Below are 20,907 nucleotides of genomic sequence, written 5' to 3'. Positions count from 1 at the left end.
AGGCATGCCTGATCTTGGGTGACCTTCAGCCGCCCCTGAGATTCAGAACGCGATGCAGGACTTGATGCGCGCCAGGGATCGTGATGCAGGAGCCAGCGAGTCCAGCGACCCGTGAGGTGCCGTGGCCGCTGGCTCCGCTCCGCTGCCGCCCTCAAACGAAGGCGTACTCGTATTCCTCCATTTCCTCCCAGTCGTCCGAGGCCATGGCTTCCAGACCTTCGAACAGCACCTCCTCGCCGATCTGATCGACAATCAGACGCAGGGAGGGGAAGAGGAAGTGGTTCTCTTCGGCGTACTGAGCGCTGAACAGGCCCTTCTCACCCCAGAAGAAGCGGTCCGTGGTGTGCTCGTTGCGACGCACGTTGAGGATGGCCGGAGCTTCCAGTCCCACTTCGGCGATGTAGCGACGCGCCGCGGTGACCGGCTTGTGGGAGCCGGTTTCGAGGTTGTGGGTGGAGACATGGGCCAGAACACGCTGGCCGGCGAGGCGGCGACGGCTGATCCGCTTGCGCTTTTTCGACATGACACGGCTCCCGCGGGCGGGAGGCTGAGAGAGGAGGGAAGGAGGGACGACAGATTCAGCCGGCAAGCCGAGCTGAACCGTGTCATCCGCGGCTCCAGCAAAGAAGCCACGGAAGACGCCCAAACGTCTGTCGTCCGGAACGGATCACCGCAGACGTTTTCGGGAAAACGCCTGCGGTGGCCGCGTCATCAACAACGTCTGAACCCGCGGCGGCGGAGCTCAGACCAGGAGAGGGAGGCGAACCTGGCTCTGCTGTAGCCTCATTTGCGGAGAAGTGCAACATGTTGGCCGTGACGACTGCGACTTACCGTCCGCTCGCGGACTGGGAAGTATTGGTCGATACCAGGATCTTAAGACTTTTTCTGGGATTTTCAACGCCCTCCCCGGACTTCTTCCGCGAACCCCCTCGCCGTCTCTGCTGATGCAGGTCTCCGAGCGGTTTCTGGCCCTGCTGACCAGCCAGCTGGCCCAGTTCGCCGACCGCGAAGACCTGAAGTCTGTGGTGGTGTATCTGGCCCTGCCTGGGGCAGACGGACGCCTCAGCCTGATGCCGGTGGGCCAATGGCCCCGTGATGGCAGGGCCCTGCCGGCGGTGGCCTCGGATCGCACCCTGCAGATGCCCGCCGAAGGCCGCCGCTGGTTGCCCCTGCGCCACGACCGGGCCCTGCTGGGGGCCCTGCAGGTGGAGAGTCGCAGCCTCAGCTGGCCGATGCCGCTGGTGGAGCGGCTCGAGGCGGTGGCCCACTGCCTCACCGAGGCCCTGCGGATCGATCTGGAACGGCAACATCTCCTGCAGCGCCAGCAGCGCCAGGACGAACAGCTGCGGCTGCTGATCCATCAGCTGCGCAATCCCCTCGCCGCCCTGCGCACCTTCGCCCAGCTGCTGCGGCGCCGGCTTGAGCAGGACAGCAGCAGCCGTCCCCTGGTGGACGGACTGCTGGCGGAGGAACGCCAGCTGAACCGCTATGTGGAAGCCATCAGTGCCCTGGCGCCGCCGGAGGCCCTGACGGGCAGCAGCGGCACCACGCCCCTGCTGCTGCCGCCGGTGCTCGCCGGACCGGAAGGCCAGCCCCTGGAGGAGGTCCTGGAGCCGCTTCTGCAGCGGGCCGCCGCCACTGCGGCACTGCAGAAGCGGCCCTGGCAGGGCCCGTCGTCGCTGCCGAGCTGGCGTGGCGACAGCGGTGCGGTGGCCGAAATCCTCGCCAACCTTCTGGAGAACGCCTTCCGCTACAGCCCCGCCGGAGCGGCCGTGGGCCTGCTGGTCGGCCGCAGCGACGGGCGGCTCAGCCTCACCGTGTGGGACGCCGGGCCCGCGATTCCAGAGCCGGAGCGGCAGGCGATCTTCGGGCGCGGCGTGCGGGGCACGGCCGGTCAGCAACTCGCCGGCACCGGGCTCGGCCTGGCCCTGGGCCGGGACCTGGCCCGCCAGATCGGCGGCGACCTGGAGCTGCTGATCCCGCCATCCCGTATCGATCCAGCCCTGCCGCCGCAGGGCAACGGCTTCCGGCTCAGCCTGCCTACAGCGGCAGAAGCGCCACCAGCGCAGCCGTGAGCAGCAGGCTGAGGGCCTCCACCCACTCCACACAGGCGCCGTAGCTGTCGCCGCTGTGGCTGCCGAGCCGCCGGCCCAGCCACAGGGGCACCAGCACCGCCGGCAGCACCCCCACCGCTCCGGCCAGCAGGGGCAGCCAGGGGTGCGGGGCCGCGCCGGGGCTGAATCCCGCCGCCCCAGCGGCCGGCACCAGCAGCACAACCCCGGCCAGCACCAGCAGCGATGGACGCAGTTCCAGCGCCAGGCCGCGCCAGTGATGGCGGTGGAACGCACCCGTGCCGCGGGCGCTGCGGTAGGGGAAGCGGTCCATGGCGATCAGGGGGGACAGCCGCGCCCAGAATGCGGCCCAGACCAGGGCGGCCGGAGCGGCTGCCGCGGCGGCGGCCGCCAGCCAGACGAGGGCGGCGAACCGCACCAGCAGCAACTGGGCAAAGGCCTGCACGCCACTGGCCCCCACCCGGCTGTCGGCCATGGCTTCGAGGCAGCGATCGCCGGCCGCCAGCCCATCGGCGGTATCCATGGCGCCATCGCTGTGCAGGCCGCCGCTGAGCGCCAGGCCCAGCACGATCACCAGGGCCGCCTGGGTGAGAGCCGGCGCTCGCCCCGCCAGCAGCAGCCACACCATCGCCTGCAGCCCGCCCAGCACCAGGCCGATCCAGGACGCGAAGCGGGCGATCCGGCTGAAGCGGGGCCGCGGCCACGGCCAGGCCGGCAGTACCGAATAGAAGATCCAGGCGCCGGCCAGATCCGCCAGCCAGCCGTCTCGTCCGTCGGGGTTGGGACCGAGCTGGTTGGCCGGTGGTGGCGCGGCAGAAGGTGAAGAACGCGGCACGTAGCGTCGGCGAAGCACCACCACGGCGCCATCGAGCCCCCATTCTCCTTCGCGATCACCGCCCGCTGCCCGTGCACCCGGGCCCGCTGCGGCCGCTTCCACACCCCCCACGGCGTCGTGGAGACTCCCCGGTTCATGCCGGTGGGCACCGCCGCCAGCATCAAGGGAGTCACCACACCCCAGCTGGCCGAAACCGGCAGCCAGATGGTGCTGGCCAACACGTATCACCTGCACCTGCAACCGGGCGAGCAGGTGGTGGCCGACGCCGGTGGGCTGCACCGCTTCATGGCCTGGGACGGGCCGCTGCTCACCGATTCCGGTGGCTTTCAGGTGTTCAGCCTCGGGGCGATCAACAAGATCGATGACAGCGGCGTGGTGTTCCGCTCCCCCCGCGACGGCGCCCGCATCCAGCTCACCCCCGAGCGGGCGATCGAGATCCAGATGGCCCTGGGCGCCGACGTGGCCATGGCCTTCGACCAGTGCCCTCCCTATCCGGCCAGTGAAACCGAGGTGGCCGCGGCCTGCCGCCGCACCCACCACTGGCTGGAGCGCTGCCTGAGCACCCACAACCGAGCCGATCAGGCCCTGTTCGGCATCGCCCAGGGGGGCTGCTACTCGCACCTGCGCCAGGACTCCACCCGGGTGGTGGCGGCGATGGACCTGCCCGGCATCGCCGTGGGCGGGGTGAGCGTGGGCGAGCCGGCCGAGGAGATGCACCGGATCGTGCGGCTGGTGGCGCCGCTGCTGCCGGAAGCCAAGCCCCACTACCTGATGGGCGTGGGCAGCCTGCGGGAAATGGCGATCGCGGTGGCCCACGGCTTCGATCTGTTCGACTGCGTGCTGCCCACCCGGCTGGGGCGGCACGGCACCGCCCTGGTGGGAGGCGAGCGCTGGAATCTGCGCAATGCCCGCTTCCGCCACGACCACACCCCCCTCGATCCGAGCTGCAGCTGCCTGGCCTGCCGCCAGCACAGCCGCGCCTATCTGCACCACCTGATCCGCAGCGGCGAGATGCTGGGCCGCACGCTGCTCAGCCTGCACAACATCACCACCTTGATCCGCTTCACCTCCGCCATGGCACAGGCGATCCAGGACGGTTGTTTTTCAGAGGATTTCGCTCCGTGGGAGCCGAATTCTCCGGCCGCACACACGTGGTAGGTTCCGACCACCACACTGTTTCAGGGATGGCTCTCTCCTCGCTGCTGGCCGGCTCCGCCCTCCACACCATGGCCCAGCTGCCCGAGGCCTACCAGGCGTTCGGTCCCCTGGTGGACATCCTGCCGATCATCCCCCTGTTCTTCCTGCTGCTCGCCTTTGTGTGGCAAGCCTCGGTGGGTTTCCGCTGAATCCTGTGGATTTCGGCTGATCGGCTGGGTTTGGGCTGACCCGCTGGGTTTCCGCTGATCCGGAGGCTCGCCGCCCCTCTGGCACCTGTCCTTTCGCCCCGGCGGTCGTGATCCCAACATCTCCCGGGACCTCCGGTGGCGTTCAGCACTGAGGCGGTCGCTTCACTCCATGGCGCAGCACGGCCCAGGCGAAGGCCGGCAGCGCCAGCATCCGCCGCCAGCGGCTCGGTTCCTGAATCAGCCGGTAGAGCCATTCGATGTGAAGCGCTCCCATCCACCGGGGTGCACGTGTCTTGACCCCGGCCCAGACATCAAAACTGCCGCCGACGCCCATCCAGAGGCCACCTCTGCGGCCTGGAAAGTGCTGGATCCAGGTTTCCTGGCGCGGTACCCCCAGGGCCACCAGCACCAGATCCGGCCTGGCATCAAGCAGCTGCTGCTGCAGGCCCGGCCACGCTTCGGTGCTCTGAAACCCATGGACCGAAAAAGCCAGCTGCAGAGCCGGCAGGTCGCGGTGTAGCCGCTCTCGCAGCCGTTCCATCACCTCCGGGCTGGCGCCCACCAGGGCCACCCGCCAGCCGTGGGTGGAGGCGTGAACGAGCAGGCGGTGGGCCAGCTCGATGCCCGGGGCGCGGCGCACCCGCAAGCCCTGGCGCCCCAGCGCCCAGACCACACCGGCGCCATCGGGGATCACCAGCGTCGCCGCCTCGATCGCCGCCCCCAGCTGCGGATCCGCCAGGGCGGCCATCGTCATCTCGGCGTTGAGGGTGACGATCTGGCCGCCGCCCCGCGGCAGCAGCGCCAGGGCCGCCTCAAACACATCCGGGCACACATCCACCGGCACGTCCAGCACCCGGGTGCGGCGGGGATCGGTCGCCTTCGCTGCCATGGGCCGGGTTCGCTGCGCGAGAGAATCTATGGCTCAACCCTGAAACCCACCTGCGGGGATTCAGAGGCGGCACCCGCTGAGGGCCCAGCATGACGATCTCCAGCGCCTCCTCCGACCGGCTCCTGATGCCGGAGCCCCTGCCGCCGGACGCGAACGGCGAGGAGACCAGCCTCGAGGCTCAGGCCTTTCTCGAAGAACTGGATCAGCAGATCGAACAGGTGGTGCTGCGGCGGCAGCATCCGATCACCGGATTGCTGCCGGCCAGCACCGCCCACACGGTGCACGGCAACTACGGCGATGCCTGGGTGCGCGATTGCGTTTATTCGATCCAATGCGTCTGGGGACTGGCCCTGGCCCACCAGCGCCTGCACGGCAGCACCCGCCGCGGCCACGAACTCCAGCAGCGGGTGCTGCAGCTGATGCGCGGCCTGCTGAACGTGATGCTGCGGCAAGCGGCAAAAGTGGAGCGCTTCAAGACCAGCCTCGACCGGCTTGACGCCATCCACGCCAAGTTCGATACCAACAGCGGTGAGCCGGTGGTGCCGGACGACGGCTGGGGCCATCTGCAGCTCGACGCCACCGCCCTGTTCCTGCTGCAACTGGCCCAGCTGACCCGCTCCGGCCTGGTGATCGTGCAGACCAGCCACGAGCGCGACTTCATCCAGAACCTGGTGTATTACGTGGCGCGGGCCTACCGCGTGGCCGACTACGGCATCTGGGAGCGGGGTGACAAGGGCAATCACGGCCTGCCGGAACGGAACGCCAGCTCGATCGGCCTGGTCAAGGCGGCCCTCGAAGCCCTGGAGGATCTCGATCTGTACGGCCCCCACGGCGACGGCAGCTGCTGCCTCACCATTCCCCACGATGCGATCGTGCGCCTGCGCCAGGCGCTGCTCAACCTGCTGCCGCGCGAATCCGCCAGCAAGGAGGCCGACAGCGCCTGCCTGTCGGTGATCGGCTACCCCGCCTGGGCGGTGGAGGATCCAGACCTGGTGGAACGGACCCGCCACCGCATCCGCCGCGATCTGGGCGGCGCCTACGGCTACAAGCGCTTCCGCCGCGACGGCCATCAGACGGTGGTGGAAGACGTGACCCGCCTGCACTACGAACGCGAGGAGCTGGCCCAGTTCGAACACATCGAATCCGAGTGGCCCCTGTTCCTCGCCTACGAGCTGGTCACGGCCTGCTGCGAAGGCCGCTGGGAAGAGGCCCGCAGCTGGCGTGAGCGCCTGCGGGCCGTGAGCGTGGAGGCGGACGGGGTGCTGCTGCTGCCGGAGCTGTACCTGGTGCCGGAGCAGGCGATCGAGGCCGAACGGGCCATTCCCGGCAGCCAGGAACGCGAACCGAACGAGAATGTGCCCCTGCTCTGGACCCAGAGCCTCACCTGGCTGGGAGACCTGCTGCTGCACGGGCTGATCACCCCCGCCGACCTCGACCCCAGCGGCCGCCGTCAGCCGCAGCAGCTCGGAGCCGATCGGGTGCTGGTCAGCCTGGTACCGGCCGACGCCACGATTGCGACCGCGCTCGAGCAGGCGGGCCTGCCGATCACCCGCAGCAACGAGAGCGTGCAGGTGGGCAGCTCCCGGGAGCTGGGCCGCCAGCTGGCGGCGGTGGGTGCCAACCCGCAGCTGGGGCTGAGCGGCCATCCACCGGTGCGGATCGAGACCATGGCCACGGCCCGGCTCTACCGGCAGGCCGGCGCGCTGCACGCCTACCTGCCGGCCGTGCTGGAGGAGGGCACCTTCTACCTGGCCGACGATCCCGAGCAGCTGGCCGATGCGGTGTGCAGCGAGCTGCGGCTGCTGCAGCGCAACTGGCGCAGCCAGCGGTTGCCGCTGCTGCTGGTACCCGTCGCCGCCGGCCCCTTCCATCGCGACCCGGAGGCCTTCCTGCGGCTGGGACGCGCCCTCCAGTCCGGTGAGATCGAGGGGGTTCCGGTGCAGCTGGCTCCCCTGGAGACCGTGCTGGACCAGCTCAACCTGGTGGAGCTCCCCGCCGATCTCCCCGCCCCCCTGGCACCGGCGCCCCCGAGCCAGCTGCCGCTGCGGGCCAGCACCAGCCAGAAGCCGCTCACCGCCCAGCAGGAGCAGGAGCTGGAACTGCAGCAGACGCCGATCTCCAGCCTGGCGGAGCGTCTCTGGGCCAGCACCTCCCTGGAGGAGCAGAGTGAGGTGCTGGAGCAGCTGGTACGGCGGCTCGGCAATCACGCGGTGCTGCAGGGGCCTGGCCGCGGCGCCCCCCTGCGGCTGCCCCTGCTGGTGGATGAGGTGTACCGACGGGCCCTGGCCGAGGGCAACTGGAATGTGGTGCGCCGATGCGCCGGCGTGATGGGGCTGGTGCACCCTCAGCTCGAAGATGCCCTCACCGACCTGCTGGTGCGGCAGAAGCAACTGGTGGTGGGGCGCAACTACACCCACGACTCCCTGATCACCGAACCAGCCAGCAGCCTGGTGATCGGCGAGCGGATCCGCCGCTACAGCGGCGACGACGGCCGCGAATGGATGCTGCAGCAGGAACTGCTGCTCGCCCTCGACGGGCTGGCACGGCTGGAGCCGACCCTGCTGAGCGGCAGCCTCACCCTGCAGCTGGGCCAGCTGCTGCTGCTGCTCACCGGCGAGCTGGCCACGGAACACGAGCTCAGCCAGAGCGATGCCTTCGAGGCGCTCTGCAGCCTGCCGCCCCACGGCCTGCGTCGCCGCCTGCGGGACCTGCTGGCCGATGTGGAGCACGCCCGCGCCTCCCTGCAACGCAAGGAACACCTGCATGTTCGGGGCCGGGTGCGCTGGGAAGTGCCCGATCCGCTCGAGGAGCTGCCCAAGGGCGGAAGCTGGTTGCAGCACCGCCAGCGGATGGGCACCCTGCAGCGGGTGCCGCGCGATTTCTATGCCGGCATCTGGGATCTGCTGCACCACTGCGACGGCCTGGTGATCGGCGACAAGCTGGAGCGCCGCAACCGGCTGGAAAGCGCCCCGCTGCTGAGTGAAAAGACCCCCGGCGAACGCAACTTCGCCACCCTGGTCGAACACCTGCTCAGCAAGATCGAGGCCTCCGAGTACCGGCGCCTCTGCATCGAGACCCTGATCACCCTGATGGCCTTTGTGGGGGCCAACCCCCAGGTTCACTTCGACGACGACCTCGCCCTCGACGTGGTGATCGGCCACGCGGTGCGCGTCGGCTGGCAGCAGAACCATCCCGATGTGCCGGCCACGGACTACGGCCTGCACAAGGCTGATGCCTGGGATCGCTTCTACAACGCCTCGCCGGCCGCCTGCCGGCGCTGGCAACTGCAGGCCCTGCGGGAGCTCACCGAAGCGGAGCAGCCGGCTGAAGCCAGACAGCCGGCCTGAGGATCAGATCGGTGCATCCAGCGCCATGCAGAGGTTGGGCTGCTCAACGCACTGCTCGATCAGGTCGGCGAGCTGCAGGGCACGGGAAGCCTGAAGGCCATCGACTGCTGGGATTTCCACGCCTCGCACGCATTGGAGAAAGTGCTCGAGTTCGGCGTAGAGCGGTTCAATCGAGGTGGTGCTCACCTCCTCGATGAAGCCATCGTTCCGATACACCAGCTCGCCGTGGTCGGCGCTCACCGAGCCGTGGGACCGGCGATAGATGCGCAGGTTGTGGTTGAGGAAGTCGGTCTCCATCAGGCTGCAGCGGCAGTGAGCGCTGAGGCTGCGGATCTTGCGATGGGCCATCTTGCTGGCGGTGAGGCTGGCCACCACGCCATTGGCGAAGCCGAGGGTGGCGTTGACGTAGTCGATCGGGCCATCGGCGCTGCGCCCCCCGGCAGCCGCCAGACGCACCACGGGAGCCCCGGCCAGTTCCAGCACCAGGTCGATGTCGTGGATCATCAGATCCAGCACCACCGACACATCATTGGCCCGATCGGCGTTGGGACTGTGGCGGCGGGCCTCCAGCACCACCACCTCCTCGTCGGCCACCACCTTGAGCAATTCGCGGAAGGCGGGGTTGAAGCGCTCGATGTGCCCCACCTGCAGCAGGCGGGTCGTGGCGGAGGCTGCCTGGATCAGCTCAGCCGCCTCCTCCTGGCTGGCGGCGATCGGCTTCTCGATCAGCACGTGCAGCCCCGCCTCCAGGCAGGTGAGACCGACCCGGTGGTGCAACAGGGTGGGAACGGCGATGCACACCGCCTCCACGTGCTCGATCATGTCGGCGTAATCCGCGAACCAGCGGCAGCCGAACTGCTCCACGGCGAGCTGCCCACGGGCCTCATCGGGATCGGCCACCCCCACCAGCTCGGCGTCGCGCAGCAGGCTGAGCACGCGGGCGTGATGCCAGCCCATGTTGCCGATGCCGATCACACCAACCTTGACGGGCTTCATGTCGGCAGGCCTCACCACAGCGGGATCATCGCAGCGCGACCGGGCCCCCGGGCCCCGGGAGAGCAGACGGTGCGCGATCTGCAGGGATTCACGAGGATCTGACAGGCATCGAGTCCTCAGCCGGGGCGCTGGTTGATCCGCACCCGATCGATGCGCGGGCCATCCATGGTGACCACGGTGAACTGGTAGCCCTTCCAACCCAGACCTTCCCCGGGGGATGGAATGTGCTGGAGCCGCTCCAGCAGGAAGCCCGCCAGGGTGTGATGCCCCTCCGCCTCGGGCAGTCGCAGCCCCAGCTGGCGATTGAGCTCGAAGATCTCCAGGTCTCCCGCCACCGACCAGGAGTCGTCCTGGAGCTGCATCAGGTCGTTGGCATCGGCCTGGGATCCGTCCTCCTCTCCCACGATCTCGCCGGTGAGATCGGCGACGGTGACCAGCCCCTCGGTGCCGCCGTGCTCATCCACCACCACCAGCAGCGGATGGCCGCTGCGGATCAGCGGCAGCAAGTCAGCCAGGGAGGCACTTTCCTGGACCAGCTGCACGGGCACCACGAAGGGATCCAGCCGCGAATCGGGCTGCAGCAGCCCTCGGGCGATCGGTTCAGCGAGGCGCCGCAGATCGAGCATTCCATGGACGTCGTCGAGCGACTGGCCGATCACCGGGAAGCGGGCGTGGTGGGTGGCATGCACCGCGTCCATCATCTCGGCGAAGGTGACGCCCACCGGCAGGGTCTCCATGCCGGAGCGGGGCACCATCACCTCCCGCACCAGCGTGTCCCGCAGGGAGAACACACCCTCGAGGATGTTGCGCTCATCGGGCTGCAGACCGGTGACGCTGCCGCTCTCGATCAGGGTCTCGAGCTCCCCTGCCGACAGCACCGGCACCAGCTCATCCCAGTTGCGGGGCAGGCCGAACAGGCGCAGCAGCAGGCCTCCCAGGCGCTCGATCAGGAGCAGCAGCGGCCCCAGGGTGCGGTTCACCGATTCGAGCAACGGCGCCAGGCGAAGGGCGGAAAGCTCGGGCTGATGCAGCACCCAGGCCTTCGGCACCAGGCCGCCCAGAAGGGTGGCCAGCAGCACCAGCACCAGAAACACCAAGGCCAGAAGCCAGGGCCGCAGCTCCGGCGCGGCGGCGGCGAAGGGCCGCATCCCATCCACGAGATCGCGGCCGGTCCAGCCCAGGGCCACCAGGGCCAGAGCCGTGCCGAGCTGGGTGGCGACCAGCGCCCGGCGCAACCGGTGCTGCAGACGCGCCACGGCAGCGGCGCCCGGTTCACCGGCCTCCACCAGCTGCTGCACCCGGCTGGGCCGCAGACGGATCAGGGCCAGCTCCCCGGCAGCAAAAAAGGCCAGCAATGCCAGGAGGATGGCCAGGGCCAGAAACCGCATGGAAGGGGCGTTTAGGTGGAGGCTAGGTCCGTCGGTGCAACCTGATCCATGGGAGTGGCCCCGGATCTGGGGGCCGTCTGGTTGTCCGCCAGGCGCTTGAGGGCGAGGCGATCGACCTTGCCGGTGGCGTTGAGCGGCAGGTCGTCGAGCACCACGATCTGCTCAGGGGCTTTGTAGCCGATGCGATCTCGGGCAAAGCCGATCAGCTCCCGCTCCAGGGCCTGCCGATCCGCAACGGGGCCGCGCAGGCAGATGTAGGCGCGCACGTCTTCGCCGTGCACCAGATCGTGGATCCCCACCACGCCCGCGCCGGCCACGGCGGGGTGCTCGAGCAGCACGTCCTCCACGTCCTGGGGGCAGATGTTGGAGCTGTCGTGCACGATGATCTGCTTGCGTCGGCCGTCGAACCAGAGGTAGCCGTCGGCGTCGGCCTGCATCACGTCGCCGCTGGCCAGCCAGCCGTCGACCAGCACGGCGGCGGTGGCCTCGGGATTGTTCCAGTAGCCGCTCATGCAGCCGTCGGTGCGGATCCAGAGGTCGCCGGCTTCTCCCGGGGCGCAGGAGCTGCCATCGGGCCGGCGCAGGTCCATCGCCACGCCTGGACCGGGCCTGCCCAGGGAGCCCGGCCGCAGGGCCTGACCGGGTGGATTGAGGATGACCATGCCCACCTCGCTCATGCCGTAGAGCTCGTTCACCGGGAAGCCGGCCACGGCGCGGAACTCCGTCTGCAGCTCCGACGGGATGTGATCCCCGCCGGACACGCACAACCGCAGGCTGGCGAAATCGGCGGGCCGGATCGCCGGATCGCGCACCAGGGCGAACAGGGCCGCCGGCAGCAGCTTCAGCACCGTGGGGTTGGTCTGCTCGAGCAGCCAGCGGATCTCTTCGCTGTCGCTGCTGCGGGCGAGCACCACGGTGCTGCCCGCCAGCAGGGCGGCCAGGGCACTGGTGGAGCCACCGATGTGGGCCATGGAGGTGCCGGCCAGGTAGTTGTCGTCTGGCGTGAAGCCCAGCCCCTGGGCGGTGCTGGAGAGCACGGCGGCGAGGCTGCGGCGGCTGTGGGTGACGCCCTTGGGCCGGGCCGTGCTGCCGGAGGTGAAATAGAGGATGGCCGGGTCGTCGTCGTGGTGCTCCGTGGGATCCGCTAGGCCTGCCCCAGCAACCTCCGGCGGCAGGCCAGCCGGCGAAGGGAGCAGCAGATCCTCGAAGCAACGGGGCGGCCGACTCAGGCCTGCCACCACCAGCGGCTCGCCACCGCAACCTCGACCGCCAACGAGTCCAGCCGACTCGGCGCCATAGATCAGGGTGCCCAGGGGCAGGGCAGCGGCCTGGGCACTGGCGGCCACATCGGCGAGCCGCTCGGCATGGAACAGCAGCAGCCGGGCGCCGCTGAGCTCGAGGGCGTAATCGAGCTCCGCCGGCGTGTAGCGGTAGTTCAGAGGGGTGGCCACCAGGCCGGCCCGCAGACAGGCCAGCAGATGCAGCATCACCGCCAGCCGGTTCGGCAGCAGCGACGCGACCCGGTCGCCGCGCTGCAGGCCGAGGCGGAGGTAGTGGCCGGCCAGGTGGGCGCTGCGGTTGTCGAGCTCCTGCCAGCCGATCACCCCCCGCCGGCTGATCAGGGCCGGCCGCCTGGGATCAGGGTGCTGGAGCCCGCGGTGCAGCAACTGCTCCAGCGGGGTGTGGCAGGCCAGGGGCGGACCCTGCAGAACGGAGGAGGAGGTCACGGCGGCTGGGCACGGCGCTTCAGGGATCCTGGCGCCGCAGGGTCCCCTGACCCTGGAGGTTGAGGTTGTCGATCCGCACGCTGGTGGCACGGCCGCCGGGTCCGGGCGCAAAGACCACGGCGCTGGGCCCGACGGCGTTCTCACCGGTTGGCTGATAACGGAAGGTGTCGCCGCTGACGTGCTCCAGGGCAAAGGGCCGGCGGGCAGGGCCGAGCTCCAGCACCAGGTTGCTGCCTGCGCCAGCAGCACCACCAGGCGCCACACCGCTGCCCGCCAGGCGCACCACCGCGGTACCCACGTAATCGTTGGCGTAGCTGCCGGTGTACGCCGCAGGCGGCCGCGCCGGTTGCGGGCGCTGGGGGATCACCACCGCTGGATAGGGCTGGGCCATCATTGCGGCGAAGGCCTTGCCGAACTCCGGCAGGTAGTCGCGCCGAATCGTGCCCGTCAGCACCAGATCCACGAAGCTGCGCGCCAACGCTTCCACCGCCCCCACCGGCTGGCCGTTGCTGAGCACCACGATGCCGATCTTCTGGGCCGGCAGCAGCACCACCGTGGTGGCGGCCCCAAGGAAGAAGGCACCGGAGTGGCTGAGCTGCACCTGGCCCTGGTCGTCGTAGCCCACACCCCAGCCAAGGCCGTAGAGGCCGGCATGGTCGCGGGCGGGATCGGCCGGCGCCTTGCTCACCATCTGGGGCCGATGGGTTTCAGCCAGCGCCTCGGCCGCCACCACCTGCTGGCCCGCGAAGCGTCCATCGGCCAGCTGCAGCGTCATCCAACGGGCCAGATCCCGCACCGAAGCACTCGCCCCACCGGCCGGCGACTGCACATCCGCATCCCGGTCGAACAGGGCCTGCCACCGCTCCCCCTGCTGCCTATGCAGCACGGCCCGGTTGGCCTGGGCCAGCCAGTCGGCATGGCGGGAGCTGGTGCGGTCCATGCCGAGGGGCCGATAGAGCCGCTCGGCGGAGATCTCCTCCCAGGAGCGGCCGGTGCTGCGGGCCGCGGCCTCCGCCGCTGCGGTGAAGCCGAGGTTGGTGTAGGCGTAGCTGGCGCGGAAGCGGTTGTCCAGGGGCAGGAACCGCAGGCGCTCGATCACGGCGATCCGGCCGAAGCCGATGTCTTCGAGGTCGTCGCCGGCATGGTCGGGCAGGCCGCTGCGATGGCTGAACAGATCCCGCAGGGTCACCGCATCGGCGATGGCCGGCGGGCCGAGCCGCAGCTCCGGCACAGAGCGCCGCACGGGCGTATCCCAGGCGAGCGGCCCGTCTCCCACGAGGGCCGCCACCACGGTGGTGGCCAACGGCTTGGAGAGGGAGGCGAGCTGGAACACGGTGTCGGCATCCACCGGATCGGGCCGGTCCACCTGGCGCCGCCCGAAGCCCTTGGCGACCACCACCTCGCCATCGGCCACCACGGCGACCGCCAGGCCCGGAACGCCGCTGCGCCGCAGGGTGTCGGCCGCGAGGGAATCGAGGCGAGCCAGGGCGGCCACCAGGCGCGCCTGGGCTTGCGCTTGCACCTGGGCTTCCGTTGCGGGCGCTGCGGCTGCGGGAGCTGAGACGGGCAACGCTGAAACCGGCGCCAGTGCAGCTGGAGCCGCTGAAGATTCAGGCGCTGAAGATGCAGGCGCTGAAGCCACAGCAGCACCAGCCAGGGGCCCCAGCAGAACTACCAGCCCCAGCAAACCCCCCAGCCGCCGCACCGGAGCGCCTGAGACCGCAGCAGGCGCAGCGTGGAGCCGGCGAGCCGCAAAGGGGAGCCGGCGAGCCGCAAGGGGGAGTGCTGACATCCGACGCTCCTCAACTCTGGGCCCTGCCCGGCAAGCTAGGCAGGGCAAGACCACGGCGCCCATGGCCTCTGATCCAGCACGACTGATCCGCCAGCTGGAGCTGCAGCCCCATCCGGAGGGGGCTGGTACCGGGAACTGCACCGCTCCAGCGTTGGCGTGGTGCGCCAGGGCGACGGCCAGCCCCGGGCCGGCCTCACCCTGATCACGTTTCTGCTGCAGGCGGGCGAATCGAGCCGTTGGCACCGGGTCCGCCAGGCGGATGAGCTCTGGTATCACGGCGGCGGCGCACCGCTCGACCTGCTGCGCCTGCCGCCCCAGGGCGGCGGCACCGAGCACCTGCGGCTGGGCCGCCTCGATCCAGCCGCCCCCCAGCAGCAGCCGGTGCAGGTGATCCCGGCCGACTGGTGGCAGGCGGCGCGCAGCCTGGGGGACTGGAGCCTCAGCTACTGCAGCGTGGGACCGGGATTCGACTTCGCCGACTTCGACCTGCTGGCCGATCTGCCGCTGGCCGAACGCCCCGATGGCGCCGATCCGGCCCTGATCTGAGTGACTGCAACAACTCCAAGCCGGCCTCGGAAACCCTGCATAGGCTTCTTGCAGGGATCGGATGCAGTCGTTGGGATCAAAGCAGAGATCTGAACCCAAGGAGGACCCAACCGCGTCCCAGCAGCCAGCCGAGCAACCTGATCTGCCTGGCTCGTCGCCAACGCCCGACACTCCGGAGACCGCTGACCCGCCAGAAGCAGCCGGATCCCCAGGCGCCACCGACACCACAGAGCCCCAACCCACGCCCGCCAACGACGAGATTGCCTACGTGGTGGGCCTGGGCGCCTCCGCCGGTGGCCTCGAAGCGCTGCAGGAGCTGGTGAGCTACCTGCTGCCGGGTGGAGGGGTGAGCTACGTGGTGGCCCAGCATCTCGCCCCCGACCACCGCAGCCTGCTGGTGGATCTGGTGTCCCATACCACCAGCCTCAAGGTGGTCGCGGCCGTGAACGGCATGACGCTGCAGGACGGCGTGATTGTCATCTGCCCTCCCAACCACGACGTGGCGGTGGAGAAGAACCGGTTGGTGATCAGCGAGCCCCTGCCGCGCTTCGGACCCAGCCCCAGCGTGGACGTTCTGTTCGAATCCCTGGCTGAGCACTGGGACGAACGGGCGGTGGGGGTGGTGCTCTCCGGCACCGGCTCCGATGGCGCCCGCGGGCTGCGGGCCGTACGGGCCGCCGGCGGGCTCACCCTGGTGCAGTCCCCGGAGAACGCCCGCTTCGACGGCATGCCACGGGCCGCCATCTCCCTCGGTGGCGCCGAGCTGGTGCTCAGCGCCCGTGAGATCGGCCAGCGCCTGGCCGCCCTGGTGAGCAGCGGCGCCGACTGGATCGGCCGCTCCCTGCCGGAGCCGGAGCCGGTGATGCTCTCGACGATCAGCCGGCAGCTGAAACACGCGATCGGCATCGACTTCTCCCGCTACAAGGAAACCACCTTGCGCCGGCAGGTGCGGCGGCGCATGGCGATCCGCCAGGTGAGCTCAATCGAGGACTATCTGCCCCTGCTGGGCGCCGATCCGGTCGAGGCCCATGCCCTGGCGGAAAACCTGCTGGTGACGGTGACGTCATTCTTCCGGAATCCCGACGCCTTCACCGCCCTCGGCCAGCTGCTGCTGCACTACCTCGCCAAGCAGGAGGAGGGCTACTGCCTCCGCGTCTGGGTACCGGGCTGCGCCACCGGAGAGGAGGTGTATTCCCTCGCCATGGTGGTGAGCGAACTGCTCAATCATCCCGCCGATCTCTGCCGACATCTGAAGATCTTCGGCACAGACCTCGATGAGGCGAGCCTCTCGATCGCCCGCCGAGCCATCTATCCGATCTCGGCCGCCAAGGCGATCCCGGAGGCCCTGCGCGCAAAGTTCGTCACCCTCACCAACGGCGAGATGACACTGAGCGAAACGCTGCGCGAATGCGCCGTGTTTGCCCGTCACAACGTCGGGGAAGATCCTCCCTTCCCGCGGCTGGACCTGATCAGCTGCCGCAACACGCTGATCTATTTCACCGCTCCCCTGCGGGATCGGGTGCTGAGCCTGTTTCGCTACGGCCTCCTGCCCGGCGGCCTGCTGTTTCTGGGGAGCTCCGAATCCCTCAACAGCCGCACCGCGGGGTTTGAGGCGGCCTGCGCCGAACAGCATCTGTATAGGCGGACGCAGGAAGCAGAAAGCCCGACGCGGCTGCTGCCGCCCCTGACCAGCAGCTCCCAGCTCCGGGTGCTGACGGCGTTCAGCGGCGCGGCGGGTAACCGGGTCGCGATCATGCGCGAGAAGGTGCCGGAACAGCACATCACCCTGCTGGAGGCGATGATCCGCCAGCTGTGCCATCCCTGCCTCATCCTCGACGAACACCACGACCTGGTGGAGGTGCATGGGAACGTGACCCCCTACTGCCGCCTGCCGGAGGGCCAGGTCACCACCGCCGCCAGCTCCTACCTGAGGCCGGAGCTGCAGGCCGAAGCGCGAGCTCTGTTCCTGATTGTCCGCGCCGACGGCGTGCCGGTGGTGGGCCAGCCGCTGCAGCTGGAGGGCCTGGAGGACAAGGTGCGCCTTGAGGCCCGGCCCCTGAGGGCGGGTGAACGGAGCCTCACGATTCTGAGCTTCATCGCGGAGAACCCCACCGAGACCAGAACGGGTCCCGTGCGGAGTCGCCTGGTCGAACGGGACACCAGCTTCGATCAGGAGGTGAAGCGGCTGGAGGAGGAGCTGCTCAGCAGCCAGGACTCGCTGCACCGCTCCCTTGCCGAACTGGAAAGCGCCAATGAGGAGCTGGAGGCCTCCTCCGAGGAACTGCAGGCGTCGTCGGAGGAGCTGCAATCCTCCAATGAGGAGCTGGAGGCCTCCAACGAGGAACTGCAGGCCACCAATGAGGCCCTGGGGACCCTCAACCAGCAGCTGCGATCCCGCACCGACGAACTGCAGGCGCTGAACGGCGACATGGAGAACATCCAGTCGTCGGTGAGCCAGGGGATGGTGATCGTGGATCAGAATCTGCGGGTCACCCGCTTCACGCCGCTGGCGGTGCGGGTGTTCGCCCTGGTGGACAACGATATCGGCCAGATGCTGCCCGGTGTGCCCACCACGGTGCCCCTGCCGAACCTGCGTCAGGCGCTGGAGCGGGTGATCCGGGCCGGCGTCAGGGAGGCGATTGAGGCGCGAGGCCCCAACATCGCCTACCTGGCCCAGATCCTCCCGTATCGGGATCACCGCGGCGGCCGCCATGGCGCCATCGTGACGCTCACCGATGTGACGGAGCTGGTTTCTCTGCGCGAGCGCGCGGAATCATCGCTGCAGCAATTCACCCAGCTCACCGATGCCCTGCAGGAGGCCGTGTGGAAACGGGACCGAACGATGACGGTGATTGATTATGTGAGCCAGCGCATGCAGAGCCTCACCGGCTGGAGCATGGCCGAGCTCCTCGAACACCCTGAACAGCTGGATGAGGCGATCGATCCAGCCGACCGCGACCGCGTCAATCTGGCCAGGCAAGCGCCCGATGGGTGGGCCGTGCGCTATCAGCTGCTCCGTCGCGATGGCCAGCGCATCTGGGTGCTCGAAACAGCCAAGGTGATCAGCGACACCTTCGTGGTGGGCACCCTGGCCGACATCAACGAACAGCACGCCACAGAGGAACGGGCCCATGACATGTCCGCAATCTTCGAAGCGGTGTTCCAGACCCAGGTCTTCGGTGTGGCCATCCTCGATGACCAGCATCGGGTGGTGATGGGCAACGAAGCGCTCTGCAAGTTGGTGAACCTGGATGCCACGTTGATCCAAGGCATTCCGATCAGCCTGATCGCCTCGCCGGGGTTCGAGCAGGAGATTGTCTCCGCCGCCACAGACGTGCTCAGCGGCAATGCGCTCACCGCCACCCGGACCCTGCAGCTCAAGGGCAAGGATGGCCAAGCCCCCTGGGTGACGGCCGAGGTGCGGCGCCTACCGCGACCGATCACCAACGCCGTGGTTCTGGTGATCGTGCAAGACGTGACCAGCCTGCGGGAATCGACCCTGCAGCTGGAGCGAATGGCCCGCTTTGATAGCGCGACCGGGCTGCTCAATCGACTCAGCTTCTCGGAGGCCCTCAATCGCGAGATCGCCAGATCCTCCAGGGAAATGCTGCCCCTGGCCCTGGCCTGGGTGGATCTGGATCACTTCAAAGAGATCAACGACCAATACGGCCACGCCGCTGGCGATGAGGTGCTGTGCGCGATTGGCAACCGCCTGCAGAAAGAAATCCGCAGCGGCAAGGATTACGTGGGCCGGCTGGGCGGTGATGAATTCGGCGTGATCATCGCCGGCTACGCCGACCAACACGAACTCGACGCCATCCTCGAACGCCTGATGCTGGGACTGAGCCAGCCAATTCTTGCGGCGGATGTGGAACTCAAGGTGGGCACCAGTGTGGGGGTGGCGATCTACGGAAAAGACGCCACCACGGTGGACGACTTTCTGCGCGCCGCCGATGCGGCGATGTATGGCATCAAGAAGCAGGGCGGCAACACCTTTCAATACTTCACTGAGGCGATGAATGCTGCCGCCGAGCAGCGCCGCCTGCTGCGCCGCGCGCTGGCGGAGGCGATCGCCTCAGAGTCGTTTGAGCTGTATTACCAGCCGATCGTGGCGGCCACGCAAGGAACGCTCTGGGGGGTGGAAGCGCTGATTCGCTGGCACCGCGACGGGCAGGTGGTGAGCGCCGGTGATTTCATCGAGTTCGCTGAGCAGAGCGGCCTGATCCGCGAGCTCGGCCCCCTCACCCTGCGCCTGCTGCGGGCCGATCTGGAGCGCCTCAGCGCCAGGGGCCGCAGCGATCTGTCGGTGAGCCTGAACATGTCGGTGAAGCAGCTGGAAGATCCCCAGCTCTCCTCCCTGCTGCAGAGCTGGCCCGCGGCCCACGGCCTCAAGGGTCTTGTGGTGGAAGTGGTGGAATCGATCCTGCTGCCGGACAACAGCGCGGCCCTCCAAGTGGTGCATGGCCTGATCGATCACGGCGCCGCCATTTCGATCGACGACTACGGCACCGGCTATTCCAACCTCAGGCTGCTCAAGATGCTGGAGCCCGCCTTCATCAAGCTGGACCGCTCCCTGCTGCTGCTCAGCCTTGAGGATGATCGCGGCAAGCAGTTGATGCGATCCGCCATCGAGCTGGCCCATGGACTCGGGGCCGTCGTGGTGGTGGAAGGCATCAGTGACCCGGGCATGGCCACCTTCTGCCAGGAGCTGGGGGCGGATTACCTGCAGGGCTTCGCCATCGCCAGGCCGATGCCCCTGCCGGATCTGCTGGGCTGGCTGGAGTCAGCCCATGGGCTGCCGGCCTAGGCCCAGCCGGCTCAGCCGCGCCGGGCGGCGCAGGCATCCTTGACCAGCTGGTTTTCGAAATCAACCTGGGGTGCCTGCCAGCCCCGCCAGACGCCGTTGGCGCCGGCCACGTTGATCTTGCCCACCTGGCAGTTCACCGACAGATGGATGGTCTGCCCCTTGGGATTGATGGTGGGAGCCACCACACTGCCCCCCATCGATGTCCAGCTCGACCAGTCGACCCGCAGGGGGCCGTAAAGGCGCCACTCCGGTTTGCGGGCACCCAGACCCGGCAGCGCCGCCCTGGAGGCGGTGGGCTGCGTCTTGACCCGGGAGCCGGCCGGTTGCACCACCAGCGGCACCGGCACCGGGCCGGCCTTGGCTGCGGAGACAGCCTCGCCTGGGGACACAGCCTCGCCTGCAGAGATGGCCGCCAGGGCCAGGCTGAACGCCGAGACCCTGATCCCGCACCTGATCCCGTCCCTGAAGCAGGGCCGGAGGGTTGAAAGCAACGGCGGCATCACGGCAACACGGCAGGCGGCGGCATCGACGCCAGGGTGAGCCCCGCAGGCCGCCGCGTCAATCGGGGCGGGGCGGCCGCAGCGATTGAGGTCCAATCCAGAGGGGCGACCCCCCTCAGCGGGAGCCTTCGTCGAGCAGGCGTTCGATCTGATCGAGGGCCGCATCGAGGGGATTCAGGGCCTCGGCCATCGCCGCATCGGTGGCCTGGCTGGAGGGCCATTGGCGATCCACCTGGCGGCGCAGATGGCGCAGGCCGCCATCGATCTGCTCCAGCCGGGTGGAGAGGGCGACCAGGCGGGCTTCGCGCTCGTCCATGCCCTGTTCGGCCGCCTCCAGATTGCGGCGCAGCTGCTCCACCAGCCGTTGGCGCTCCAGCCGCAGGGGGCCGGCCTGCTCGCGGCGCAGGGCTGTCTCCTCCTGCTTGAGGCGCCGCTGCAGGTCTTCGGCGCTGAGCAGCACACCGCCACCGGATTCGAGCAGGGAGCGGCGCTGCTCGATCCGCTCCGGCAGGCTCTGCAGCCGCTCGCAGCAGAGCTGAACCAGGCCCAGGGCCTCCAGGTGGGCCGCATCCTGAAAGCGCGCCATCGCCTCGCCACCCACCAGCGCCGCCTGCCCCGCCAGCCGCGGGAGGAGGTGGAGATGCAGAGCTGCCGCCTATACA

The 20,907-nt window shown here is 69.1% G+C and carries 16 protein-coding genes; 7 read left to right on the top strand and 9 right to left on the bottom strand.

Annotation, left to right across the window (positions count from 1 at the left end; translation table 11 throughout):
• Positions 1–151 precede the first annotated feature (151 nt).
• Positions 152–523: a DUF3155 domain-containing protein gene (locus VB777_RS06550; RefSeq protein ID WP_197157360.1), complete on the bottom strand. Its 372-nt coding sequence runs from the start codon at positions 521–523 to the stop codon at positions 152–154.
• 421 nt (positions 524–944) lie between these two features.
• Here VB777_RS06550 and VB777_RS06545 point away from each other — a divergent pair, with 421 nt between their 5' ends.
• Positions 945–2,075: a sensor histidine kinase gene (locus VB777_RS06545; protein WP_323247840.1), complete on the top strand. Its 1,131-nt coding sequence runs from the start codon at positions 945–947 to the stop codon at positions 2,073–2,075.
• Here VB777_RS06545 and VB777_RS06540 read toward each other — a convergent pair.
• The gene (locus VB777_RS06540; RefSeq protein ID WP_323247884.1) at positions 2,041–2,829 is read right to left on the bottom strand and encodes an adenosylcobinamide-GDP ribazoletransferase; all 789 of its coding nucleotides are present in this window, start codon (positions 2,827–2,829) and stop codon (positions 2,041–2,043) included. The genes VB777_RS06545 and VB777_RS06540 overlap by 35 nt on opposite strands.
• Before the next feature lie 108 nt (positions 2,830–2,937).
• On the opposite strand from VB777_RS06540, the gene tgt reads away from it, so the two are divergent.
• A complete protein-coding gene (tgt, locus tag VB777_RS06535; protein WP_370594816.1) occupies positions 2,938–4,065 on the top strand; it encodes a tRNA guanosine(34) transglycosylase Tgt in 1,128 nt (375 codons plus the stop codon).
• Between the two features lie 26 nt (positions 4,066–4,091).
• The gene (locus tag VB777_RS06530) at positions 4,092–4,253 is read left to right on the top strand and encodes a photosystem II reaction center protein K (RefSeq protein ID WP_370594667.1); all 162 of its coding nucleotides are present in this window, start codon (positions 4,092–4,094) and stop codon (positions 4,251–4,253) included.
• A gap of 142 nt (positions 4,254–4,395) precedes the next feature.
• On the opposite strand, the gene VB777_RS06525 is transcribed toward VB777_RS06530, so the two are convergent.
• Positions 4,396–5,142, bottom strand: coding sequence for a WecB/TagA/CpsF family glycosyltransferase (locus tag VB777_RS06525; RefSeq protein ID WP_323247838.1), 747 nt, complete (start codon positions 5,140–5,142; stop codon positions 4,396–4,398).
• A gap of 89 nt (positions 5,143–5,231) precedes the next feature.
• Here VB777_RS06525 and VB777_RS06520 point away from each other — a divergent pair, with 89 nt between their 5' ends.
• Complete coding sequence (locus VB777_RS06520) at positions 5,232–8,489, top strand: glycoside hydrolase family 15 protein (protein WP_323247836.1); 3,258 nt, start codon at positions 5,232–5,234, stop codon at positions 8,487–8,489.
• A gap of 3 nt (positions 8,490–8,492) precedes the next feature.
• Here VB777_RS06520 and VB777_RS06515 read toward each other — a convergent pair whose 3' ends face one another.
• The 4 genes from VB777_RS06515 to VB777_RS06500 all read right to left on the bottom strand — a co-directional run bounded on the left by VB777_RS06515 (position 8,493) and on the right by VB777_RS06500 (position 14,122).
• Positions 8,493–9,485, bottom strand: a complete 993-nt coding sequence (locus VB777_RS06515; RefSeq protein WP_197157363.1) for a Gfo/Idh/MocA family protein — start codon at positions 9,483–9,485, stop codon at positions 8,493–8,495.
• A 116-nt stretch (positions 9,486–9,601) separates the two neighbouring features.
• The gene (locus VB777_RS06510) at positions 9,602–10,873 is read right to left on the bottom strand and encodes a hemolysin family protein (RefSeq protein ID WP_197157365.1); all 1,272 of its coding nucleotides are present in this window, start codon (positions 10,871–10,873) and stop codon (positions 9,602–9,604) included.
• Positions 10,874–10,884: 11 nt separating this feature from the next.
• On the bottom strand, positions 10,885–12,600 hold the full coding sequence (locus VB777_RS06505; RefSeq protein ID WP_323247834.1) for a class I adenylate-forming enzyme family protein: 1,716 nt from the start codon (positions 12,598–12,600) through the stop codon (positions 10,885–10,887).
• Positions 12,601–12,619: 19 nt separating this feature from the next.
• A complete protein-coding gene (locus tag VB777_RS06500; protein WP_323247832.1) occupies positions 12,620–14,122 on the bottom strand; it encodes a serine hydrolase in 1,503 nt (500 codons plus the stop codon).
• A 429-nt stretch (positions 14,123–14,551) separates the two neighbouring features.
• Between VB777_RS06500 and VB777_RS06495 the strand changes: the two genes are divergently transcribed.
• Positions 14,552–14,938, top strand: coding sequence for a cupin domain-containing protein (locus tag VB777_RS06495; RefSeq protein ID WP_323247830.1), 387 nt, complete (start codon positions 14,552–14,554; stop codon positions 14,936–14,938).
• A gap of 61 nt (positions 14,939–14,999) precedes the next feature.
• A complete protein-coding gene (locus VB777_RS06490; protein ID WP_323247828.1) occupies positions 15,000–19,745 on the top strand; it encodes an EAL domain-containing protein in 4,746 nt (1,581 codons plus the stop codon).
• Positions 19,746–19,756: 11 nt separating this feature from the next.
• On the opposite strand, the gene VB777_RS06485 is transcribed toward VB777_RS06490, so the two are convergent.
• Complete coding sequence (locus VB777_RS06485) at positions 19,757–20,134, bottom strand: hypothetical protein (protein ID WP_323247826.1); 378 nt, start codon at positions 20,132–20,134, stop codon at positions 19,757–19,759.
• 16 nt (positions 20,135–20,150) lie between these two features.
• Between VB777_RS06485 and VB777_RS06480 the strand changes: the two genes are divergently transcribed.
• Positions 20,151–20,285, top strand: coding sequence for a hypothetical protein (locus VB777_RS06480; RefSeq protein WP_323247824.1), 135 nt, complete (start codon positions 20,151–20,153; stop codon positions 20,283–20,285).
• Positions 20,286–20,360: 75 nt separating this feature from the next.
• Here VB777_RS06480 and VB777_RS06475 read toward each other — a convergent pair whose 3' ends face one another.
• Positions 20,361–20,831 (bottom strand): hypothetical protein, encoded by a 471-nt coding sequence (locus VB777_RS06475; RefSeq protein ID WP_323247822.1) that lies wholly within the window; start codon positions 20,829–20,831, stop codon positions 20,361–20,363.
• Between the last annotated feature and the right edge of the window lie 76 nt (positions 20,832–20,907).

This window comes from Synechococcus sp. CCY9202 (assembly GCF_034931685.1).
GTDB lineage: Bacteria > Cyanobacteriota > Cyanobacteriia > PCC-6307 > Cyanobiaceae > CBW1002.
The sequence above is the reverse complement of the archived record's forward strand: the minus strand, read 5'-3'. Positions and strand labels throughout refer to the sequence as shown.

Coding starts and splice junctions, on each gene's coding strand:
- VB777_RS06480 (WP_323247824.1), top strand. CDS start 20,151: ATGGCCGCCAGGGCCAGGCTGAACGCCGAGACCCTGATCCCGCACCTG.
- VB777_RS06530 (WP_370594667.1), top strand. CDS start 4,092: ATGGCTCTCTCCTCGCTGCTGGCCGGCTCCGCCCTCCACACCATGGCC.
- VB777_RS06475 (WP_323247822.1), bottom strand. CDS start 20,831: ATGGCGCGCTTTCAGGATGCGGCCCACCTGGAGGCCCTGGGCCTGGTT.
- VB777_RS06510 (WP_197157365.1), bottom strand. CDS start 10,873: ATGCGGTTTCTGGCCCTGGCCATCCTCCTGGCATTGCTGGCCTTTTTT.
- VB777_RS06550 (WP_197157360.1), bottom strand. CDS start 523: ATGTCGAAAAAGCGCAAGCGGATCAGCCGTCGCCGCCTCGCCGGCCAG.
- VB777_RS06545 (WP_323247840.1), top strand. CDS start 945: ATGCAGGTCTCCGAGCGGTTTCTGGCCCTGCTGACCAGCCAGCTGGCC.
- VB777_RS06490 (WP_323247828.1), top strand. CDS start 15,000: ATGCAGTCGTTGGGATCAAAGCAGAGATCTGAACCCAAGGAGGACCCA.
- VB777_RS06525 (WP_323247838.1), bottom strand. CDS start 5,142: ATGGCAGCGAAGGCGACCGATCCCCGCCGCACCCGGGTGCTGGACGTG.
- VB777_RS06515 (WP_197157363.1), bottom strand. CDS start 9,485: ATGAAGCCCGTCAAGGTTGGTGTGATCGGCATCGGCAACATGGGCTGG.
- VB777_RS06520 (WP_323247836.1), top strand. CDS start 5,232: ATGACGATCTCCAGCGCCTCCTCCGACCGGCTCCTGATGCCGGAGCCC.